The sequence below is a fragment of the Sinorhizobium fredii USDA 205 genome, from assembly GCF_001461695.1.
In the GTDB taxonomy this organism is placed as follows: domain Bacteria; phylum Pseudomonadota; class Alphaproteobacteria; order Rhizobiales; family Rhizobiaceae; genus Sinorhizobium; species Sinorhizobium fredii.
Genome location: NZ_AUTC01000148.1, coordinates 41574 through 58445, shown reverse-complemented (window position 1 = coordinate 58445; position 16872 = coordinate 41574). Strand labels below are relative to the sequence as shown.

General features: G+C 62.1%; 18 protein-coding genes. 9 read left to right on the top strand and 9 right to left on the bottom strand.

Annotated elements, in window-relative coordinates; all coding sequences use genetic code 11:
- Positions 1–445: 445 nt before the first annotated feature.
- From N181_RS20610 to N181_RS20590, 5 genes are all read left to right on the top strand, one after another.
- Entirely contained in the window at positions 446–952 is a 507-nt protein-coding gene (locus N181_RS20610) for a PTS sugar transporter subunit IIA (protein WP_014329113.1), read from the top strand.
- A gap of 18 nt (positions 953–970) precedes the next feature.
- On the top strand, positions 971–1429 hold the full coding sequence (rnk, locus tag N181_RS20605; protein ID WP_014329112.1) for a nucleoside diphosphate kinase regulator: 459 nt from the start codon (positions 971–973) through the stop codon (positions 1427–1429).
- A 260-nt stretch (positions 1430–1689) separates the two neighbouring features.
- Positions 1690–2085 (top strand): hypothetical protein, encoded by a 396-nt coding sequence (locus N181_RS20600; RefSeq protein WP_037396691.1) that lies wholly within the window; start codon positions 1690–1692, stop codon positions 2083–2085.
- Positions 2033–2530, top strand: coding sequence for a nucleoside diphosphate kinase regulator (rnk, locus tag N181_RS20595; protein WP_234885911.1), 498 nt, complete (start codon positions 2033–2035; stop codon positions 2528–2530). Before N181_RS20600 ends, rnk (N181_RS20595) begins: the two co-directional genes overlap by 53 nt.
- 177 nt (positions 2531–2707) lie before the next feature.
- A complete protein-coding gene (locus tag N181_RS20590) occupies positions 2708–3349 on the top strand; it encodes a GreA/GreB family elongation factor (protein ID WP_014329110.1) in 642 nt (213 codons plus the stop codon).
- 198 nt (positions 3350–3547) lie between these two features.
- Here the strand turns inward: N181_RS20590 and N181_RS20585 are convergent, their stop codons facing one another.
- Positions 3548–3760, bottom strand: a complete 213-nt coding sequence (locus tag N181_RS20585) for a hypothetical protein (protein WP_037396695.1) — start codon at positions 3758–3760, stop codon at positions 3548–3550.
- A 520-nt stretch (positions 3761–4280) separates the two neighbouring features.
- On the opposite strand from N181_RS20585, the gene N181_RS20580 reads away from it, so the two are divergent.
- Positions 4281–6449: an adenylate/guanylate cyclase domain-containing protein gene (locus N181_RS20580; protein ID WP_037396697.1), complete on the top strand. Its 2169-nt coding sequence runs from the start codon at positions 4281–4283 to the stop codon at positions 6447–6449.
- 17 nt (positions 6450–6466) lie between these two features.
- Here the strand turns inward: N181_RS20580 and N181_RS20575 are convergent, their stop codons facing one another.
- The 8 genes from N181_RS20575 to lgt form a co-directional block, all read right to left on the bottom strand.
- Positions 6467–6976 carry a YHS domain-containing (seleno)protein gene (locus N181_RS20575; protein ID WP_050984080.1) on the bottom strand — a complete coding sequence of 170 codons (510 nt, stop codon included), beginning with the start codon at positions 6974–6976 and terminating at the stop codon, positions 6467–6469.
- Positions 6977–6989: 13 nt separating this feature from the next.
- Positions 6990–7583 carry an ankyrin repeat domain-containing protein gene (locus tag N181_RS20570; RefSeq protein WP_060563786.1) on the bottom strand — a complete coding sequence of 198 codons (594 nt, stop codon included), beginning with the start codon at positions 7581–7583 and terminating at the stop codon, positions 6990–6992.
- 635 nt (positions 7584–8218) lie between these two features.
- Positions 8219–9151, bottom strand: a complete 933-nt coding sequence (locus tag N181_RS20565) for a ribose-phosphate pyrophosphokinase (RefSeq protein WP_037396705.1) — start codon at positions 9149–9151, stop codon at positions 8219–8221.
- A gap of 198 nt (positions 9152–9349) precedes the next feature.
- Positions 9350–10237 carry a hypothetical protein gene (locus tag N181_RS20560; protein WP_060563785.1) on the bottom strand — a complete coding sequence of 296 codons (888 nt, stop codon included), beginning with the start codon at positions 10235–10237 and terminating at the stop codon, positions 9350–9352.
- Positions 10238–10338: 101 nt separating this feature from the next.
- Entirely contained in the window at positions 10339–11490 is a 1152-nt protein-coding gene (locus N181_RS20555) for a M24 family metallopeptidase (protein WP_037396729.1), read from the bottom strand.
- A 1-nt stretch (position 11491) separates the two neighbouring features.
- A complete protein-coding gene (gene pgeF / locus N181_RS20550) occupies positions 11492–12286 on the bottom strand; it encodes a peptidoglycan editing factor PgeF (protein ID WP_037396732.1) in 795 nt (264 codons plus the stop codon).
- Positions 12287–12491: 205 nt separating this feature from the next.
- Positions 12492–13595 carry a class I SAM-dependent methyltransferase gene (locus N181_RS20545; protein WP_037396735.1) on the bottom strand — a complete coding sequence of 368 codons (1104 nt, stop codon included), beginning with the start codon at positions 13593–13595 and terminating at the stop codon, positions 12492–12494.
- A 12-nt stretch (positions 13596–13607) separates the two neighbouring features.
- On the bottom strand, positions 13608–14453 hold the full coding sequence (gene lgt / locus N181_RS20540) for a prolipoprotein diacylglyceryl transferase (protein ID WP_014329100.1): 846 nt from the start codon (positions 14451–14453) through the stop codon (positions 13608–13610).
- A 182-nt stretch (positions 14454–14635) separates the two neighbouring features.
- Here lgt and N181_RS20535 point away from each other — a divergent pair, with 182 nt between their 5' ends.
- The 3 genes from N181_RS20535 (at position 14636) to proC (ending at position 16736) form a co-directional block, all read left to right on the top strand.
- Positions 14636–14923 carry an accessory factor UbiK family protein gene (locus N181_RS20535; protein WP_014329099.1) on the top strand — a complete coding sequence of 96 codons (288 nt, stop codon included), beginning with the start codon at positions 14636–14638 and terminating at the stop codon, positions 14921–14923.
- Positions 14924–15415: 492 nt separating this feature from the next.
- Complete coding sequence (locus tag N181_RS20530; RefSeq protein ID WP_012708807.1) at positions 15416–15916, top strand: type III secretion system chaperone family protein; 501 nt, start codon at positions 15416–15418, stop codon at positions 15914–15916.
- A gap of 1 nt (position 15917) precedes the next feature.
- Positions 15918–16736, top strand: a complete 819-nt coding sequence (proC, locus tag N181_RS20525) for a pyrroline-5-carboxylate reductase (RefSeq protein ID WP_014329098.1) — start codon at positions 15918–15920, stop codon at positions 16734–16736.
- Positions 16737–16872 lie beyond the last annotated feature (136 nt).

The window sequence follows — 16872 nt, the reverse complement described above, 5'->3', positions numbered from 1 at the left end:
TTTTTGTTCGAACCCGCGGTCGCCGAAATCCGGCAGCCTTCGCGACCTGTAGCGTAGAGCCATTCAAAAACCAGGCGGTAATACAAGTCCAACGAAATAAGCTAGCATTTGAATGCACTATTTCTGCATCGTCACAAGGTTACCGATTGACCTCCTCAGGTTGTGCAAGGTTACTGAGCAGAGATATCCAGAATTCAAGCGCGGTGTACCTTTAGCCGCAGAACGCTTGATTTAAAATATTCTCTCACCATCTTTCAGATATTATGATTATTTACATGCGCCAGAGAGAGCCACAACGCCTCAAAGCAGGCCTCTAGCCCGGACGCGAACCCTACTGGCTTCGCGTCCGGGTCAGCCAGTTCTTTCAACTCAACGCGAGACCGCCGCAGACGGAGTGCCGAACGCACTTCGCTAGCACTCGCGCGTATTCGGCTAAGAGGCGACCATGATAATCTTCAGAAACCTGCCGGAAGAAAATATTACCCTTGACCTTGCGACAAAGGGAAAGCACTCGGCGCTGGCGAAGGTCGCCGTAAAAATTGCGCGCGTAGCCGGGCTTGATGATCGGTTGGTACTCCGGGGCATTTGGCGACGTGAGAGGCTCGGCTCCACCGCCATTGGTCGTGGCATCGCCGTTCCGCACGCGTTGCTGCGCTCGATCTCGTCGCCCGTAGCATCGTTTACGCGACTAGCTCCACCGATCGATTTCAAAAGCCCCGACCTCGAGCCGGTCGATCTCGTCTTTACCCTGCTTTGGCCGCGCTCTGAGGTTCGCACATTCTTGCCCGCGCTTTCGCAACTGTTTCGGTTTGTGCGGGCGCCGTTGATCCGGGAGGGGCTCCGGCTGGCCCGGTCGCCCGAGGAGGTGATGGCGATCCTGCAGAGCGAGGCATGGTCGATCAACGAGATCCAATCACGGACCAGTGCCGCTCAACAGGTGGCGGTAAGGTGAACCACGAGGACGCGAAAAATGAAGAAACACAGCCAGACCCAACGAAGGCCTTCGATCGTGATTGGCGAGACGGATCACCAGCGATTGAACAAACTTGCGCTTGCCGCGGCTGATCGCCTTCCCGAGATTTCCGATGATCTCTTGCTTGAGCTCGAACGCGCACGCGTGGTTCCGGCCGGCTCGGTGTCTGGGAATGTCGTCCGAATGGGGGCGACGGTGGAGTATGAAACAGAGACGGGAGGCGGGCGAACAGTGACGCTCGTGTTCCCGAGAGACGCCGATATTTCTGAAGGAAAGATATCCATTCTGACGCCAATCGGCACCGCCCTTATCGGGCTCTCGGTCGGTCAATCGATCATGTGGACGGCGCGGGACGGTCGCCTGCATCGACTGTCTGTGATTTCCGTCGGCCAGTCGGCGCTGGACGAGGGTGGAGGCTATCGACACACGCCGGTGCTCTCGAGCGCGGGAGATTAGACCGTGGGTCGCGCCACCCGGCTTCTTAACCACGCGGGCAGCCTGATCGCAGGAGCCTGAACCCTGGGCCGGTAGGTTCCGCCCCAGGGGCAATTTTCTACCTGCGATTGATGCCTGATGCCGGCCGATGTTCAAGCGGAAGACGCGCGGTGCCCATCGCCGATTACTGGCACCTGACGACCAAGGCTACAGCGAAACGAGGCTGGAGCATTAACAATGCCCGGATCTGTGCAGACCCTTAAAAGAAGGAGCACATCGACATGAACAAGCCGTTCGATCTCTATGTCTTCATCGTCTTGGTTGCCGCGTATTTCGTGTTCAGGTTATCGCTGACACTCCCCCGGTCGGACCAGCGTGAAACGGGAAGCGACGAAAAGGCCGCTTTCGCGCCAGAAGCAAAGTTCACGCGGCACGCAGCGTTCCGGCAGGCAAATGACGATTGCCAGCCGAGGAGGTCGGCGGAGGCCTCGCGGATGACCGCGTCGCTTGCTCGTATTCGCGCAGCACCCTCCTTCCGCGTGCATCGTAAGCCTACACAGACGGAGCATGCCGAGGCACTCGGGATGGTCGCAGTTATGCAACAACGCCGGCCACGGCTGGCCAATGCGCAGCGCACTGGCCGAGGAAACGAATGGGTATCAGAAAATGCACAATAAAACCGACATACGTCTTAAGCCGACCATCACCAACACGGGGGACTACAAGCGCCTTGCAAAACTGGCGCTCGCGGCCGCGCGCCTGGCGGAGGAATCCGAAGCGTTGCTTCTCAAACTCGACCGCGGACACGTCGTTGTTGACTCGGGTCTGGAGAACATTGTCCAGATGGGATCAACCGTCGGCTACCGGACCGACACGGGCGATGTGCGAACGATCACGCTTATCTTTCCCCGCGATGCCGACATCTCCGCGGGAAAGATATCAGTCCTCACCCCCATTGGCACCGCTCTCTTGGGTCTTTCGGCTGGGCAGTCAGCTACTTGGACCGACCATAGTAGCCGGAAGCATGAATTGATCGTGCTGTCGGTCGGTCAGGTACCGCCAGCTTCGTTAACTCACCGCGCATCGGATGATCCTCGCGAGGCACCCCTGTCCGGAGCCTAGATGATGCTGGCCGTCAAGTATGGTCTGCGCCCGCTCGCTTACAGGGACTGTCTCTTCGCAGAACGTGACCCCTGCGCCGATCCTGTGCCAGATCTGGCTGCGGCGCAGGGGATCACCCCGAACAAAACCAACACTTGTCGCCGACACCGTTTGAGGCGGGTCGGCGGGAGACGTACTATGTTCATATCCGATGTCTGTCGACTCACGACCGGGGACTTCGCCCTCTTGAAAATCATGCAGGACAGATGGCCCAGCAACGACGACCTGATGCGCGCTATCCTGCAGCACAAACTGACGAAAGCCATCGTGATGTTCCCGCAGGACATCCCTTCGACCATTGTGACACGTGGCAGCCACGTCAGCCATCGTATCGAGGGCGGTACTACGGAAACCGACGATGCGATGCGCGGGCTGGTCGGTTTGACATTGTCCATCACCAATCCGCGCAGATTGGCAATGTTGGGTCTTGCAGAAGGACAAAGCGTCATTCTGCAGCGGCCAGGAGAGGCCGCGGAGAGGATTACGGTCGAGAAGGTCGTCTATCAGCCGGAGGCGGCAGAAAAGGGGCGCACGACCGCGCAGATTGTCCACGATCTCGGACCGCACCGCATCGAAGGGACGGCAATTCCATTCAGTCCGGATGCCGATGCTCCTGGCCCGTCTATTGTCGGTTGCATTCGCAGCCACGGCGAAGAAGTTGCGACGTGGGAAGCAGAATTGGCTGTGTGGGAGAATGAAGGTGGCGCGCCCGAACGATCGCCGGGCGGACGGTCAAGCGTGCGATTGGCTGACGCCATTGCCAATGAATTCGTCGTTTGACCCCACTGCCGGATCGCCTGTTTGATCGGTGACGTTGGGCAATCCGGACCTTCCGACCGGCCATCGGGAACGCCCACTTCGGGTCGATCTTTCACATCACCGTGGCCGCAGAATACCCCTTTGCAGCCATCGCGGATTTTGGCACCTGGACGCCAGCAAGCGTCCTTGAGCGATGGCTCGATCGCGCGAGAACTTCTTCTATAGCTTCGTGTTCTTTGCTAATTGCCACTCACCAGTCGCATCTGCCTCGACGCGTTTGTTGCCGCGGTAGAAGATTGGCAGTCCGCTCTTCTTGTCCATCGAGAAGCGGCTGGGCGTGTATTTTTCGTGTTCACGGCCACGGATGGCGAGGCCGAGCGCATCCTTGAATTTACCGGCCCTGCACAAGCGGTTGAAGAGAGCTTGATCCATAGTCTGCACCAGTGTCTTTTCAAACTTCAGGGATTGCCTGACAGCGTCAGGCAATTGGGTCAACCATTAGTGAAGATTTCCATCAACCCATTTCGCCCGCAACTCGGCGGCAGCTTTGCGTCGATAGTATTCCTTAATGGGTTAAGGCCGGCGGCTTGAAGCAATCGAAAGTCTCGGGGTCTAGGATGATCGGCGTTGTTCTGCCAGTCCACGACGGCGCGGGAGAAGTCTGATGTTCGACCAGCGTTTCGAGCGAGGTTAGCCTCGACGTCACACACCACCCGCAGGGATGTCTTGTGAGGTGGACATGAAGATCAACCGATCCAGAACGCATTCACACGAGGGCAACGTAACGACCATTCTTCCACTTATCGGCTTCCCCCTGCCCAAGACAAGCAGGTTGGTGACTGCGAAATTCAAGTGTTCCGCGTCACCGAGAAGCTGCGGTGCCTGCGCGCCCTCTACGTGGTAGAATGAACGGCAGCGGTCCCATCACGGCATCGTAAGGGTGGGCAGAGATATGGAGAGGCGGCTCACCGCAATACTTTCTGCCGATGTGGTCGGCTATAGCCGCCTCATGGGAGAGGATGAGGGCGGCACGCTGGAGCGGTTGAAAGCCTACCGCCGGGAGTTGGTCGATCCCACGATCGAGGAATTCCACGGGCGCATCATCAAGCTCATGGGCGATGGTGCGCTGGTTGAGTTCGCGAGCGTCGTAGACGCGGTGCACTGTGCCGCCGTGGTCCAGCGGAAAATGGCCAACCGCGACCAGGAAGTATCCGACACTCGGCGAATTCAGTTCCGCATCGGCGTCAATCTCGGCGACGTCATTGTCGAAGGCGACGACATCTACGGCGACGGCGTCAACATAGCCGCGCGGCTGCAGGGTATTGCGCAGCCCGGCGGAATTTGCGTATCCGGCACTGCGTTCGATCACGCCGCGCACAAGGTCGACGTCGGCTTCTCGGCTCTCGGGGAGCAGCAACTGAAGAACATAACCGATCCGGTTCGCGTGTATCGCGTTCTGCTCGACCCCTCGAAGGCGGGCAAGGTCGTCGCGGCACCTCGGGCCGGACGGCGTGCTATGATCCTGGCAGCGCTCGTAGCGCTGTTGATCACGGCCACCATGATTTCCGTCGTATGGCAATGGCCGTTTGCGCCGCAACGTCCAACCATCGCGGTGCTTCCATTCCTCAATTTGAGTGGCGACCCCGGCCAGGACTATTTCACCGACGGCATCACCGACAACCTGATCACCGATCTCGCCAGGCTTTCGCACCTCGACGTCATCTCCCGGAATTCGGTCTTTGTCTACAAAGGCAAGCCCGTCGTTTTGGCAGACATCAAACGCGATCTCGGTGTGCGCTTTGTCGTTGAGGGCAGCGCGCAGCGGACCGGCGATCAAATCCGCGTCAACGCACAACTGATCGATGCGGCAAGCGGCGACCATCTGTGGGCCAACCGATTTGGCCGCGGCGGGGCGGATGTGTTTGCCGTGCAAGACGAGCTCAGCAGGCAGATCGCCGAGGCGCTCGGCCTGACGCTGACTCCGTCCGAGGCCGAGCGGATTGCGCGACCGCCGACCGCCAATCTCGAAGCATACGACTACTACCTGCGGGCCGTGCAGGCGACGCGGACTGGCCGGCGTTCCCGGATGTTGGAGGGGCTGGCGCTGTTTGACAAAGCGGAGGCGCTCGACCCCGGTTTTGCCGAGGCCTTCGCCGCCGACGCGCACGCTACCGCCTATGTCTGGCGAAGCGCCTACGACGACGTTCTCCAGAGCGCGCTGGCGCGAAAAAGGGCCTACGACAAGGCAAGTCTCGCGCTGGCTCTCGACCCCGAGCTTTCATCGCCGTACGCCGTTCTCGCCGTCATGCAGGTCGTGGACCGCCGCTACGAACAGGCGATCACCTCGGCGCGGAAGGCAGTGTCGCTTGGACCCGCCGATGCCGACGCTCATATGGCCTTCGCATACGTTCAACTGGTCTCCGGTAATCATGCCGAAGCCGCTGCGGCCGTCGAGACGGCGCTCAAGCACGATCCGAACCTCTCCGCCATCGGCAGATACACTGCTGGCCTGGTGTTTTATCTGCAGCGCGACTACGTGAAGGCCATCGAGAATTTCGAACGCGCCCGAGATGGTTCGCCGGGGAACGGCGAGTTCGTTACCCCTCTCGCCATGGCCTATGTCCGTGCCGGCCGCCTCGATGACGCCCGCGCGGCTGTCGCCGAGGGAATCCGCCTTCAAGCCGGGCGCGATTGCCTGGCAGGCTGGCGACTCGGCCATGCCCACTTCCGCAAGCAGGATTTGGCGTTTATCCTCGATGGCCTTCGCGAGGCCGGCCTGCCGGAATGGCCGTTCGGTTTCAAGGCCGACGAGCGTGATCGGCTGAACGGTGACCAAATCGCAAGCACCGTCATGGGCAAACTGCTGCGGGGTAAGACCGAGCCCTCGGGAAGCCCGGCAATCATGCAAATCGGCCTCGATGGCAACGCGGCATTCCGCTCGGCGACGCAGTTGATGACCGAAACGGTTTCCATCAATGGAGACATGCTCTGCGAGCAAAGCGAGAATGCATTCGGTCAAGCTGATTGCGGTCCGGTCTACAGACGTGCCAACTCGCCCGACGAGACCATCTATGCCTATGTGAACTCTACCAAGGTCTTCTATTTCTCGCCCGTGAAATAGATGAGGCCGATCTTCGGTCAGTGATACTGATCCATTTCGAGATCGGCCGCGACCTTCGGCCAATTGCCGTCTGCCTTCGCCACGGCGTCTTCCGCGTTGGCGGCGAACCCCTCCGCATGCTTCTTGTCGTAGATCAGGTAAAGCTTGCCGTCGATGATCTTGAAGGCTTCCGGATCGATATTGACCGTGACCGACCCATTGATTACCTCGCCCGCGCAGTAGCCGCCATACTGAGGCGTGTACTTGAGCGGTTCGCTGATGAACATCTCGCGGTGCTTGGCATTGGCGAAATGCCACGGCGTCCCCAGCCATTCGTAGGAGAACTTCTCCGAACCCTTCGTCGCTTTGCCTTCGGTAAAGTAGGCGACCGTGTCGTATCCCATGATAGCCACGCCGCCGAAGTAGCCCGTGTTTACCGAGTCGTCGGCGAAAGCAGGCGACCCAGCGGCGACCGTTGCCATAGCGAGAGCGAATACCGCCGCAGAGCGACTGATCCGTCGCTCACCGCTTCTGGTCACTGCATCCATCTGTGCCTCCTGTTCAATCGTGGAGTTCCATGCACTTGGCATAATCTTGGTCGCCGAGGAGGCTGGCCGGAGGGCAGGTCGCGCCATGCCGCTTGAACAGCCGGACGATGTCCGTGTTGCCCTTCCAGAGCGCCCTCGTGATCGGGGTGTAGCCATGAACCTCGGCGTGACCGACATCGGCACCCTTGGAGATCAGAAACTCGGCAAGTTCGACGTGGTTTTCCTCACCCGCTACCATCAGCGGCGTCACGCCCGCCTTGTTGGCCGCGTCGTCGAGCGTCGCTCCGTGGTCGAGCAGCAGCTTGCTGATCGGCAAGCTGCCGGAAAAGGCCGCGGCATGAAGCGGCGTAAAGCCGCCGGCGTTGCGCGCCATGACGTAGGCATCCTTGCCGATCAGCAATTCGGCTACGGCGAGCTGGCCTGCCAGGGCGGCATTGATAAGTGGCGTTGCCTGGTCGCGTGCCCGGCTGTCCGCATTGGCACCCGCGGCTAGGACCCGCTCGACGGCGGCGGCATCTCCCGCCGCAACTGCATCGAACAAGGGATCACCCGCGGCCGCCATTGTCGCCGCGAAAAACAACGCTACCGATGCAAGCAATCGGCGCATGGCTCCACCTTGGTCGTTTCCAATGAAAATTAGCACGTGCGCCGAAGTTTGGGTAGGACAGCGTGTCCAAAATAGCAACAACCGGGCTTCGTTGAATAAATCGGCGTCGGGTCTTTCACGGCGCGGAGTGGACACTCTAGGCGGGACGCGGCCGCTGGAGCACCTAGTCGCGCTTGCCCAAACCGAGTCTCTCAGAGTTGCTCGACTATTGCCGTTTCCGTCAAAAATTGCTCGCGATATACGAAGGTAGTGTAGACCCTCTTTCCACCCCTATCCGGACTTTCGAAGCGTTTCTGTAGAGGGGCAGCTTCCCGAGCCAGCACCGGAAATTCCGGTCCATATCCACGAGCGGCAGCAATGGGTCGACCCCTGCCATTCCAAAAGGCCCCCGAAGACGTGGGTGCCGGCGAACCTTTACGGTCAAGGAACTGCAGGAGGCGGGGCGTGAAGCGCGTCAGCCTCGGTGGCTCTTTGCTCGGACTGCTCCTGAAAAGGCTCATGCGGACATCACGCGAGGTCAAGGAATACCGCATCTTGGCGTATCCCCGGAGCAACGGCATCAAATATGTTTGATGTAAAACGATGATTAGCCGATCGCGTCCCAGGCGATCGGCTCCAAGTCTCAAGACGTGGCCTCAGTCGAACAGGCTCGAAACCGATTCTTCCTGGCTGGTGCGGCTGATGGCTTCGCCGATCAGGCCGGCGGTCGAGATGACGCGGACATTGTGGGCCGATTGCACGGCCGTCGTCGGCTGAATGGAATCGGTGATCACCAGTTCCTTCAGCATCGAAGAGGTGACGCGAGCGACAGCGCCGCCGGAGAGCACGCCGTGGGTGATATAGGCGGTGACGCTGGTGGCGCCGTTCTTGAGCAGCGCTTCGGCGGCGTTGCAGAGCGTGCCGCCGGAATCGACGATGTCGTCGATCAGGATGCAGTCCTTGCCGTGGACATCACCGATGACGTTCATGACCTCCGATTCACCGGGGCGATCGCGACGCTTGTCGACGATCGCCAGCAGACAGTCGAGCCGCTTGGCGAGCGCCCGGGCGCGCACGACGCCGCCGACGTCCGGCGAGACGACCGTGACGTTCTTCAGGTCGTAGTGTTCCTTGACGTCGCGCGCCAGGATCGGAACCGCATAGAGATTGTCGGTCGGGATGTCGAAGAAGCCCTGGATCTGGCCGGCATGGAGATCGAGGGTGAGGACGCGGTCGGCCCCGGCTTCGGTGATGAGGTTGGCGACCAGCTTGGCGGAGATCGGGGTGCGCGGTCCGGGCTTGCGATCCTGCCGGGCATAGCCGAAATAGGGTAGCACGGCGGTAATGCGGCGGGCGGAGGAGCGGCGGACCGCGTCGATCATGATGAGAAGTTCCATCAGATGATCGTTGGTGGGGAAGGACGTAGACTGGACGATGAACACATCCTCGCCGCGCACGTTCTCGCCGATCTCGACGAAGATCTCCTGGTCGGCGAACCGCCGCACCGTGGCTTTGCCGAGCGGCAGGTTGAGATAGTTGCAGATCGCTTCGGCCAGCAGCCGGTTCGAATTGCCTGCGAAAACCTTCATAGACGGTCCGCCTTGAGCTGGCGCGGCCACCCTCCCGTCCAGTCCGGGATTGTCCGCGCAAATTCCCTGAGCCATTCCGATCGCGGGCAATCGCCACGATGGCCGCTGTCAGAGCTGATCGGCCGCTTTTTAGCGTCCTTGAAGGTGAATGCAAGGGGATTGCTGCGCCGCAGCGCCTATTATCCTAAAAACTTTGCGTCAACCGCGCTGGGAACGGCGCCATTCGAGGTAGGCATCGATCGTCTTCTCGGCGATCGCCTGCATTGTTTGCGGCGGGATGGCGCTCCAGGGTTCGGCGGCGCTAGCTTCCACCGTATCCTGCCCCTGGATGCGGTGCAGCCGGTTGCCGCTGCCGTCCAGAATGTCCCAGACATAGACGACCGTCGTCTTGCCGCCGTCGTTGAGCGCCGAGAAATAGCCCTTGAGGATGTGGTCGCTGGTGGTGTCGGTGGAGCTCCTGATGGTAAGCCCCTGCGCCCGGGCCGAGGCGCCGAGCTGTTTCGAGAGCGGGGTGACGGCTTGGACCGGAGCGCCGATGATCGGCAGGAAGCGGATGCCCCCGGCGCCCGTCGCCGACGGAGCCGGTGCGGCGGCGGCCTGCTTCGTCTCCGCCGGCGCGCTCGCGGCGTCGGACTGCACCGGCTGCTCTGCGCTTTCTTCCTCCTGCAACGCCGCACTTTCCGCCTGTGCCGGTGGACTTTCCACTTGCGGCGGTGCACTTTCTGCCTGCGGCGGCTGGGGCTGCATGGTCTGCATCGGTGCAACGCCCTCGGCGAGGCGGCTTGCCTGGCCTTCGAGCGTCCCGGCGGGATCCGTGTAGTCGGTGTGGCCGGCTCCGTACTGCATCGGCGGGCCGGAAACATTCGGCTGCGCCGAGAAGGCGGCGGTGCGGCTTGCCGGCACGCTTTCGACCGGCATCACGGCGGTTTGCGCGGACATGGCCTCGAGATCGGACTGCGTCACCGGTGGCGAGCGGAAGGTTCCGCCGCCCACGTCCACTTGCGGGATCAGGGCGTCCGTGGTGTTGCAGCCGGCAATGGCTGCGGCAAGACCAAGGCTTGCGATAGGCATGATCTGCTTACGCATCGTTCCCACCGTCTGGCTCGAACTGGTCGGCGCGGCGTGCGGCCGGAAAGCCGGCTGCCGCGCTTCCTCTCGTTTCTCGCCGGAAGCATAGGACGATTTCCTTACGCAGAAATGAAGTCCAGTCCGTAGCGCGACAGCGGTCGCGGGCTGTCGGCGGTCGTCAGATAGGTCTGGCCGAGCGTCATGGCTGTGCCGCTGTCGGAATCCATGATGATCATGTGGACGAAGAGCGACATGTCCGGCGCGAGCTCCTGCGGGTTGCCGACGTGGAACATCTGGTGCTCCATCCAGGAGGGCGAGAAGCGGGCGCCGAGCGAATAGCCGCAGGCGTTCAGTCGATGGCGGGCGAGGCCGCGCTCGTCCATGATCCTCGCATGGACGTCGAAGACCGTGCCGAAGGTGTTGCCGGGCCTCAGCACCATTTCGATCGCCTGGATCGTCTCGCGGCAGGCGCTGTAAAGTTCGCGGTGCCGGTTGGTGGGGTCGCCGACCACGATCGTGCGCATCATCGCCGCGTGATAGTGGGCGCTGACGCCTGCCCATTCGAGGGTGAGCTGGTCATTGGCGTCGAGCGTGCGCCGGCCGGCCTTGTAACGGCAGAGCAGCGCATCGGCGCCGGAACCGATGATGAATTCGTTGGCCGGATAGTCGCCGCCGCCGGCAAAGACGGCACCCTGCATGGCGGCGAGGATATCGGCCTCGCTGCCGCCCGGGCGGATCAGCGGCAAGGCCGCATCGAGCGCATCGTCGGCAAGGCTTGCGGCCTTCTCGACATGGACGATCTCCGCCGCGCTCTTGACGAGGCGCAGACGGCTCACGAGCATCGAGGCTTCGACCAGTTCGCCGAAGGTCGAGAGCTGATTGTCGACAAGGCGCGCCGTCTTGCCCGTCATGCCATGCGTATCGTACTCGATGCCGATGCGGCAACCGAGCAGGTCGAGCTCGCTCAGCAGGTTCTTGAGGTCCATGGCGGGATCGGCGTTGACGCGATCCACCCAGATCTCGATGCGCTCGATGTTGGATGTGTGGCGCGCCTGACGCAGGTCGGCCGAACGGGTGAGCAGAACCATCGAGCCGTCGCGCTTGACGACGAGCGTCTGGAAGAAGCAGTAGCCGAAGGTATCGTAGCCGGTGAGCCAATACATGCTCTCCTGTGCGAAGAGGAGGAGGGCATCGAGCCTTTCTTCCTGCATCCTGGCCGTCAGCCGTGCCAGGCGCGATGCGTATTCCTCTTCGGCGAAGTGAAGCGCCATCTCAAGCCTCCCGTATGCAAATTGCGGATATCTGCCGCCCGTAGTCGGGCTCCTGCCGATGCGTGGTGCGGCGATAGGAAAAGAAGCGGTCCTCGTCGGCATAGGTGCAGATATCGAGGTTTTCCGCTGTCACACCGGCGCCCTTGAGCCGTCGGACCGTCAGCCCGGGCAGGTCGAACATCGCATGGCCATTGCGGCCGGACGGGCTGAAGAAGGATGCGTAGCTATCGTCGGCCGCCACGAAGCGCTCGACGAACTCCGGGCCGACCTCGTAGTGCTGGCGGCTGATCGATGGGCCGAGACAGGCGACAATGCGCTCCCGGCGCGCGCCGAGCGAGACCATCGCATCGATCGTGCTTTCGAGCACACCGCCGAGCGCTCCTTTCCAGCCGGCATGGGCGGCGCCAATGACGCGCGCCTGCGGCTCTGCGAAGAGCACGGGGCCGCAATCGGCCGACAGCACGCCGAGCACGATGCCGGGCGTCGCCGTCACCAGCGCATCGGCGTCCGGACGTGCGCCGTCGTAGCTACCGTCGACGACGATCGCATCCGGGGAATGAATCTGATGAACCGTTGCGAGACGTCGCGGCTCGGCATTGAACCAGCGGGCCACCCGGGCGCGGTTCTCGCCGACGCGCTCACGATCGTCATGGGAACCGAGGCCGACATTGAGGCCTCGATAGATGCCCTCGGAAACGCCGCCCTGACGGGTGAAGTAGCCATGCGCGATCTCCGGCCCCGTCTCGGCGCCGAAGAGCGGGCTCTGCACGGGTGAAAGCGAGGCGTCGTCCTGCATTCGGTGTTCTCGCCCTTGAATTTACTAGGTTTCGTCGGATGGAGGGCGCGTCCGGCCCGATGATTTGCGGGTTGATTTGTCCGGCGATGTTGGCCCGGGCGGCCAAGACTGTCAATCGCGGAACCTCGAGACGGCGTCCCGCCTCCGCGGGCTGTTCCCATTCGAGAACCGCAAAAAGCCGCGTGGAGATTGCATTTCCTGGGCGCTACGGTGCCTTCTTCCGGAAGGGCGCCAAGGCCACTTCAGGGCTGCTGACGGCCAGCACCTTGAACAGCTCGCCCATCTTTCCGGCACCGGCACCGGCAAGCCGCTTGACATCGTCGCGGATGCTCTCCTGGGTCGCGAGGTCCTTGTCGCGACCGAGCGCCGCCGCCCGGTCCAGCAGGCCCAGGCCGATCAAGAAGTCGCCCTGGTGGGCGAGGCCGTTCACCTGCAGGCCCTCCGCCTTGGCGCGCAGCGCCAATTGCTCGAAGTCCACATGGCTGGTGAGGTCGGCGCGTCCCGGATTGGCAAGCGGCGGATCGTACCGGTGATTGCGGACGGCCTGCAGCGTGTCGCCGTAACCGGTCGCCAGATGGCCGTAGTCGATAAGGACCGCCGTGCCTGCGGCCGCGCGGAGACGCTCGCAGAGCGCTGCCATCACGGCATCGCGCGCCGGAGCAGCCTCGAAGATCGTGCCTTCGGCGGCCGATTGCGCCGGTGTCGGCAACAGGGAAGGATCGATACCCGCCACACCGGCGGCAAAGGTCAGTTCGTCATCGGCATCGAGCCCGACCATGCGTTCGCGGAAACCCTGTGCGGTTCGGACGAACTGGCGAATCGGTATCGCGTCGAAAAGCTCGTTTGCCGCGAGAAGCAGGAAGCCGGGAGGCAAGCTGTCGAAGCTTGCGTGCCAATGGATCTTGCCGTCATGGCTGGCAAGCGTTTCGGCCTGCACCTTGCGCAGCCTTTCGCTGGTTTCGACGAGATGGACGTCGGCGGCCGCGTAGAGACCGGGCGCCAGGCGGCCGACGACACGCAGGATATCCGACATCATCGTGCCGCGGCCCGGGCCGATTTCGGCGATGATAACCTGCGCCGGGGAGCCGTGCTCCTGCCAGGCATGAACCAGGAATATGCCGATCATTTCCCCGAAGAGCTGGCTGATCTCGGGCGCGGTCGTGAAGTCGCCGGCCCGTCCGAAGGGCTCGCGAACGCGATAGTAGCCGTACTGCGGGTCCGCTAGGCAGAGGGAGAAATAGTCGGTGACGCTGATCGGCCCATTGGTCCTGATCAGCGCCTTGATCTTGTCGGCGAGAGGGTTCGTCATGCACCAGTCCGTTTATGCGGCGGCGGCTGCCGCCCTGCGCGCCCGCGCAATGGCCCATATTCCGGCCAGAGCCATCGGCAGCGAAAGCACCATGCCCATGGTCAGCCAGCCGCCGGCAAGATAGCCGATCTGCGCGTCCGGTTCGCGGAAGAATTCGACGAAAATGCGGCTTGCGGCATAGCCGCAGACAAAGATGCCGGTGACGAACCCAGGCGTCTTCAGAGCTTTGCGGCGATAGACGACATAGGCAAGGACAAGGAGCAGCAGAACGCCCTCGAGAAGAGCCTCGTAAAGCTGGCTCGGGTGGCGCGGGAAAGGACCTCCGGTCGGGAAGACGACCGCCCAGGGCATGGAAGAGAGCCGCCCCCAGAGCTCGCCGTTGATGAAATTGGCAATGCGGCCGAAGAAGAGGCCGATCGGGACGACGGCCGCCACGACATCGAGCAGGCTCCAGATGGGGATGGCGTTCCTGCGGGCAAAGACGATGATCGCGAGTGTCGTGCCCAGAAGACCGCCATGGAAGGACATGCCGCCGTTCCAGATCTCGATGGCGCGGACCGGGTTTTGCAGCACCGAGCCGAGGTCGTAGAAGAGGATGTAGCCGAGGCGTCCGCCGAGCACGATGCCGCCGGCCGCCCAAAGCAGGAAGTCATCGAGCTGCGTCAGACTGAGTGGGGGCGAATCGTTGCGCCAGAGCGAAGAATTCTGGGCTATGCGCCGGGCGTAGAACCAGCCGAGCAGGATGCCGGCGACATAGGCGAGACCATACCAGTGTACGGCGAGCGGTCCGATCGTGAAGATCACCGGATCGATTTCGGGGAAGGGGAGAATGGCAAGGCGGGTAACAAGTGTTTCCAAGGTCTTCTCTCGTGCCGGGCCGATCGGTTGGGCGGAACATGGCGATCGAAGCCGGCGTGGTCAAGCGGCTGCCCCGGTCTTCACGTCGGACGCTCTGATTTTCCTTGCATCCTTGTGCGCACGACCCTACCTGAAAACGACAGGGCTCGCCCATGAGGTGCGAGCGAGATGGAGACGAAACGATGAGCACAGGGGCCAACCGCATTCTCGATGATCTTGCCAGGTTGATGACGGATGCTGCCGGTGCGGCCCAAGGCGTGCGGAAGGAGGTCGAAACGGCCTTTCGCGCACAGGCTGAAGGCTGGCTGAATTCGCTGGACGTGGTGAAGCGCGAGGAGTTCGAGGCCGTCAAGGAGATGGCCGCCAAGGCGCGCGAGGAGAACGACGCCTTGCTCGCCCGCATTGTGGTGCTGGAAGAGCGGCTTGCCGCGACAGGTCAGGTCGCCGGCGAAATCACGACGGGCAAGTAGCAGGAAGAAGGGCCGGCGCCAGCCGCCGCAACGATTGGAATTTCGCCTTCGAGCCGCGTGCGGGCGCGGCTCCGGCAGCTGCGGAATGCGGCAAGTTTCTCGGCCGACCGACTCGCCGGTCGTTGATTTGCGTCGCAACCGCTGCTTCAGCTTCAGGGTTAACGAAAGCTGAAAAGTTTTCCACCTGTGGACACTGCCAAAAAACCCTTATCGCAGAGTCGGTTAAGCATCCCGGCTGAATCAAAATCCTAAGGCGACAAGAATTCTTCCCTGCAATTTTTCGGCTCAGGGGCTGGCAGGGTGACTCTGCCATTATACACTGATTTTAAATGATGATTCGAAACGGGCAGCGCAAGCTTCGGGCAGGGTAAGTAAGCCAGGATAGCCGCAGGTCCAGCAATCATAGTGTGTCGGTATCCGGTGTCGGGTTTGCAGAGTTGCGTCTTGTGAACGTGACCTCGCGTGCCTTCCGCCGTGCCTTTAGGGTGATGCATGAGCCTTTTGGAAATGGAAGTCGAGCGCCAATCCAACCCGGTCGATATGATCGAGTTTGTCGCCGCCAACAATGACTGGTCCTTCGAGCGGTCCGGCGAAGACGAGATCGCCATGACCGTCGAAGGCCGATGGGCGGACTATCACGTTTCCTTTTCCTGGATGGAGGAGTTCGAGGCGCTGCATCTGGCCTGCGCCTTCGATATCAAGGTTCCGGAAAGCCGCGTCAACGAGGTGATCCGCCTGCTCTCGCAGATCAATGGCCAGGTGTTGATGGGACATTTCGATCTCTGGCGCCAAGAAGAGGTCATCATCTTCAGGCAATCTCTTTTGCTCGCCGGCGGTGCCGAGCCGACCAACCGGCAGGTGGAAGTGCTCCTGTCGAGCGCGCTCGATGCCTGCGAAACCTATTTCCAGGCGTTCCAGTTCGTCGTCTGGTCCGGCATGGACGCGCAGCGCGCCGTCGATACCGTCATGTTCGCGACGGTAGGGGAGGCATGAGATGAGCATCGCCGTTTCCGGTCCCATCGTTCTTGTCGGTGCCGGCAATATGGGCGGCGCCATGCTCGGCGGCTGGATCAAGAGCGGTGTTCGCGGCGGCGATGTGCTGGTCATAGACCCGGGCCCACCTCCAGCCATGCAGAACCTGATCGCCGACAACGGCGTGGCCCACGCGTCTGCCGCGCCCGAGGGTGTCACGGCGGGTGTTGTCTTTCTTGCCGTCAAGCCGCAGGTCATGGAGGCGGTGCTCCCGCCTCTGAAGGAGCTAATCGGTCCCGACACGGTGGTCGTTTCCGTCGCGGCCGGCAAGACGCTCGGTTTCATCGAGCGGCATCTCGGCGAAGCGGCGATCGTGCGGGCGATGCCGAACACGCCGGCAATGATCGGCCGCGGCGTCACGGGCGCTTTCGCCAATGCCCGCGTGACCGAAAAGCAACGGACGCTCGTTCATGACCTTCTGAAGGTCAGCGGGCCGGTCGAATGGGTTGCCAGCGAAGCCGACATCGATACAGTGACTGCGGTGTCCGGCAGCGGACCCGCCTATGTCTTCTATCTCGTCGAGTGCATGGCGGAGGCTGGGCGTAAGCTCGGCCTCGAGGCGGACCTAGCCATGCGGCTCGCTCGGGAAACCGTCGCGGGGGCTGGTGAGCTCCTACATCAGTCCCCCGACGCCGCCGCACGCCTGCGCCAGAACGTCACCTCGCCCGGCGGCACGACCGCCGCAGCTCTCGCAGTCCTGATGGCGGATGACGGCATGCAACCGCTTTTCGACAAGGCTATCGCGGCGGCGCGCCAGCGCGCCGAGGAACTGGCCGGCTAAGGCAGACGCGACACCGTAGGACACATCGCTTCGGACGTCCGCGTAGCGCGCGTCGATTGCTCCGCCGTAGCCGGGCGTGCTGTACCCCTCAACAGGAATCGAACCGCGGAACAGAGCGCCAGCTGAAAAAAGCGCC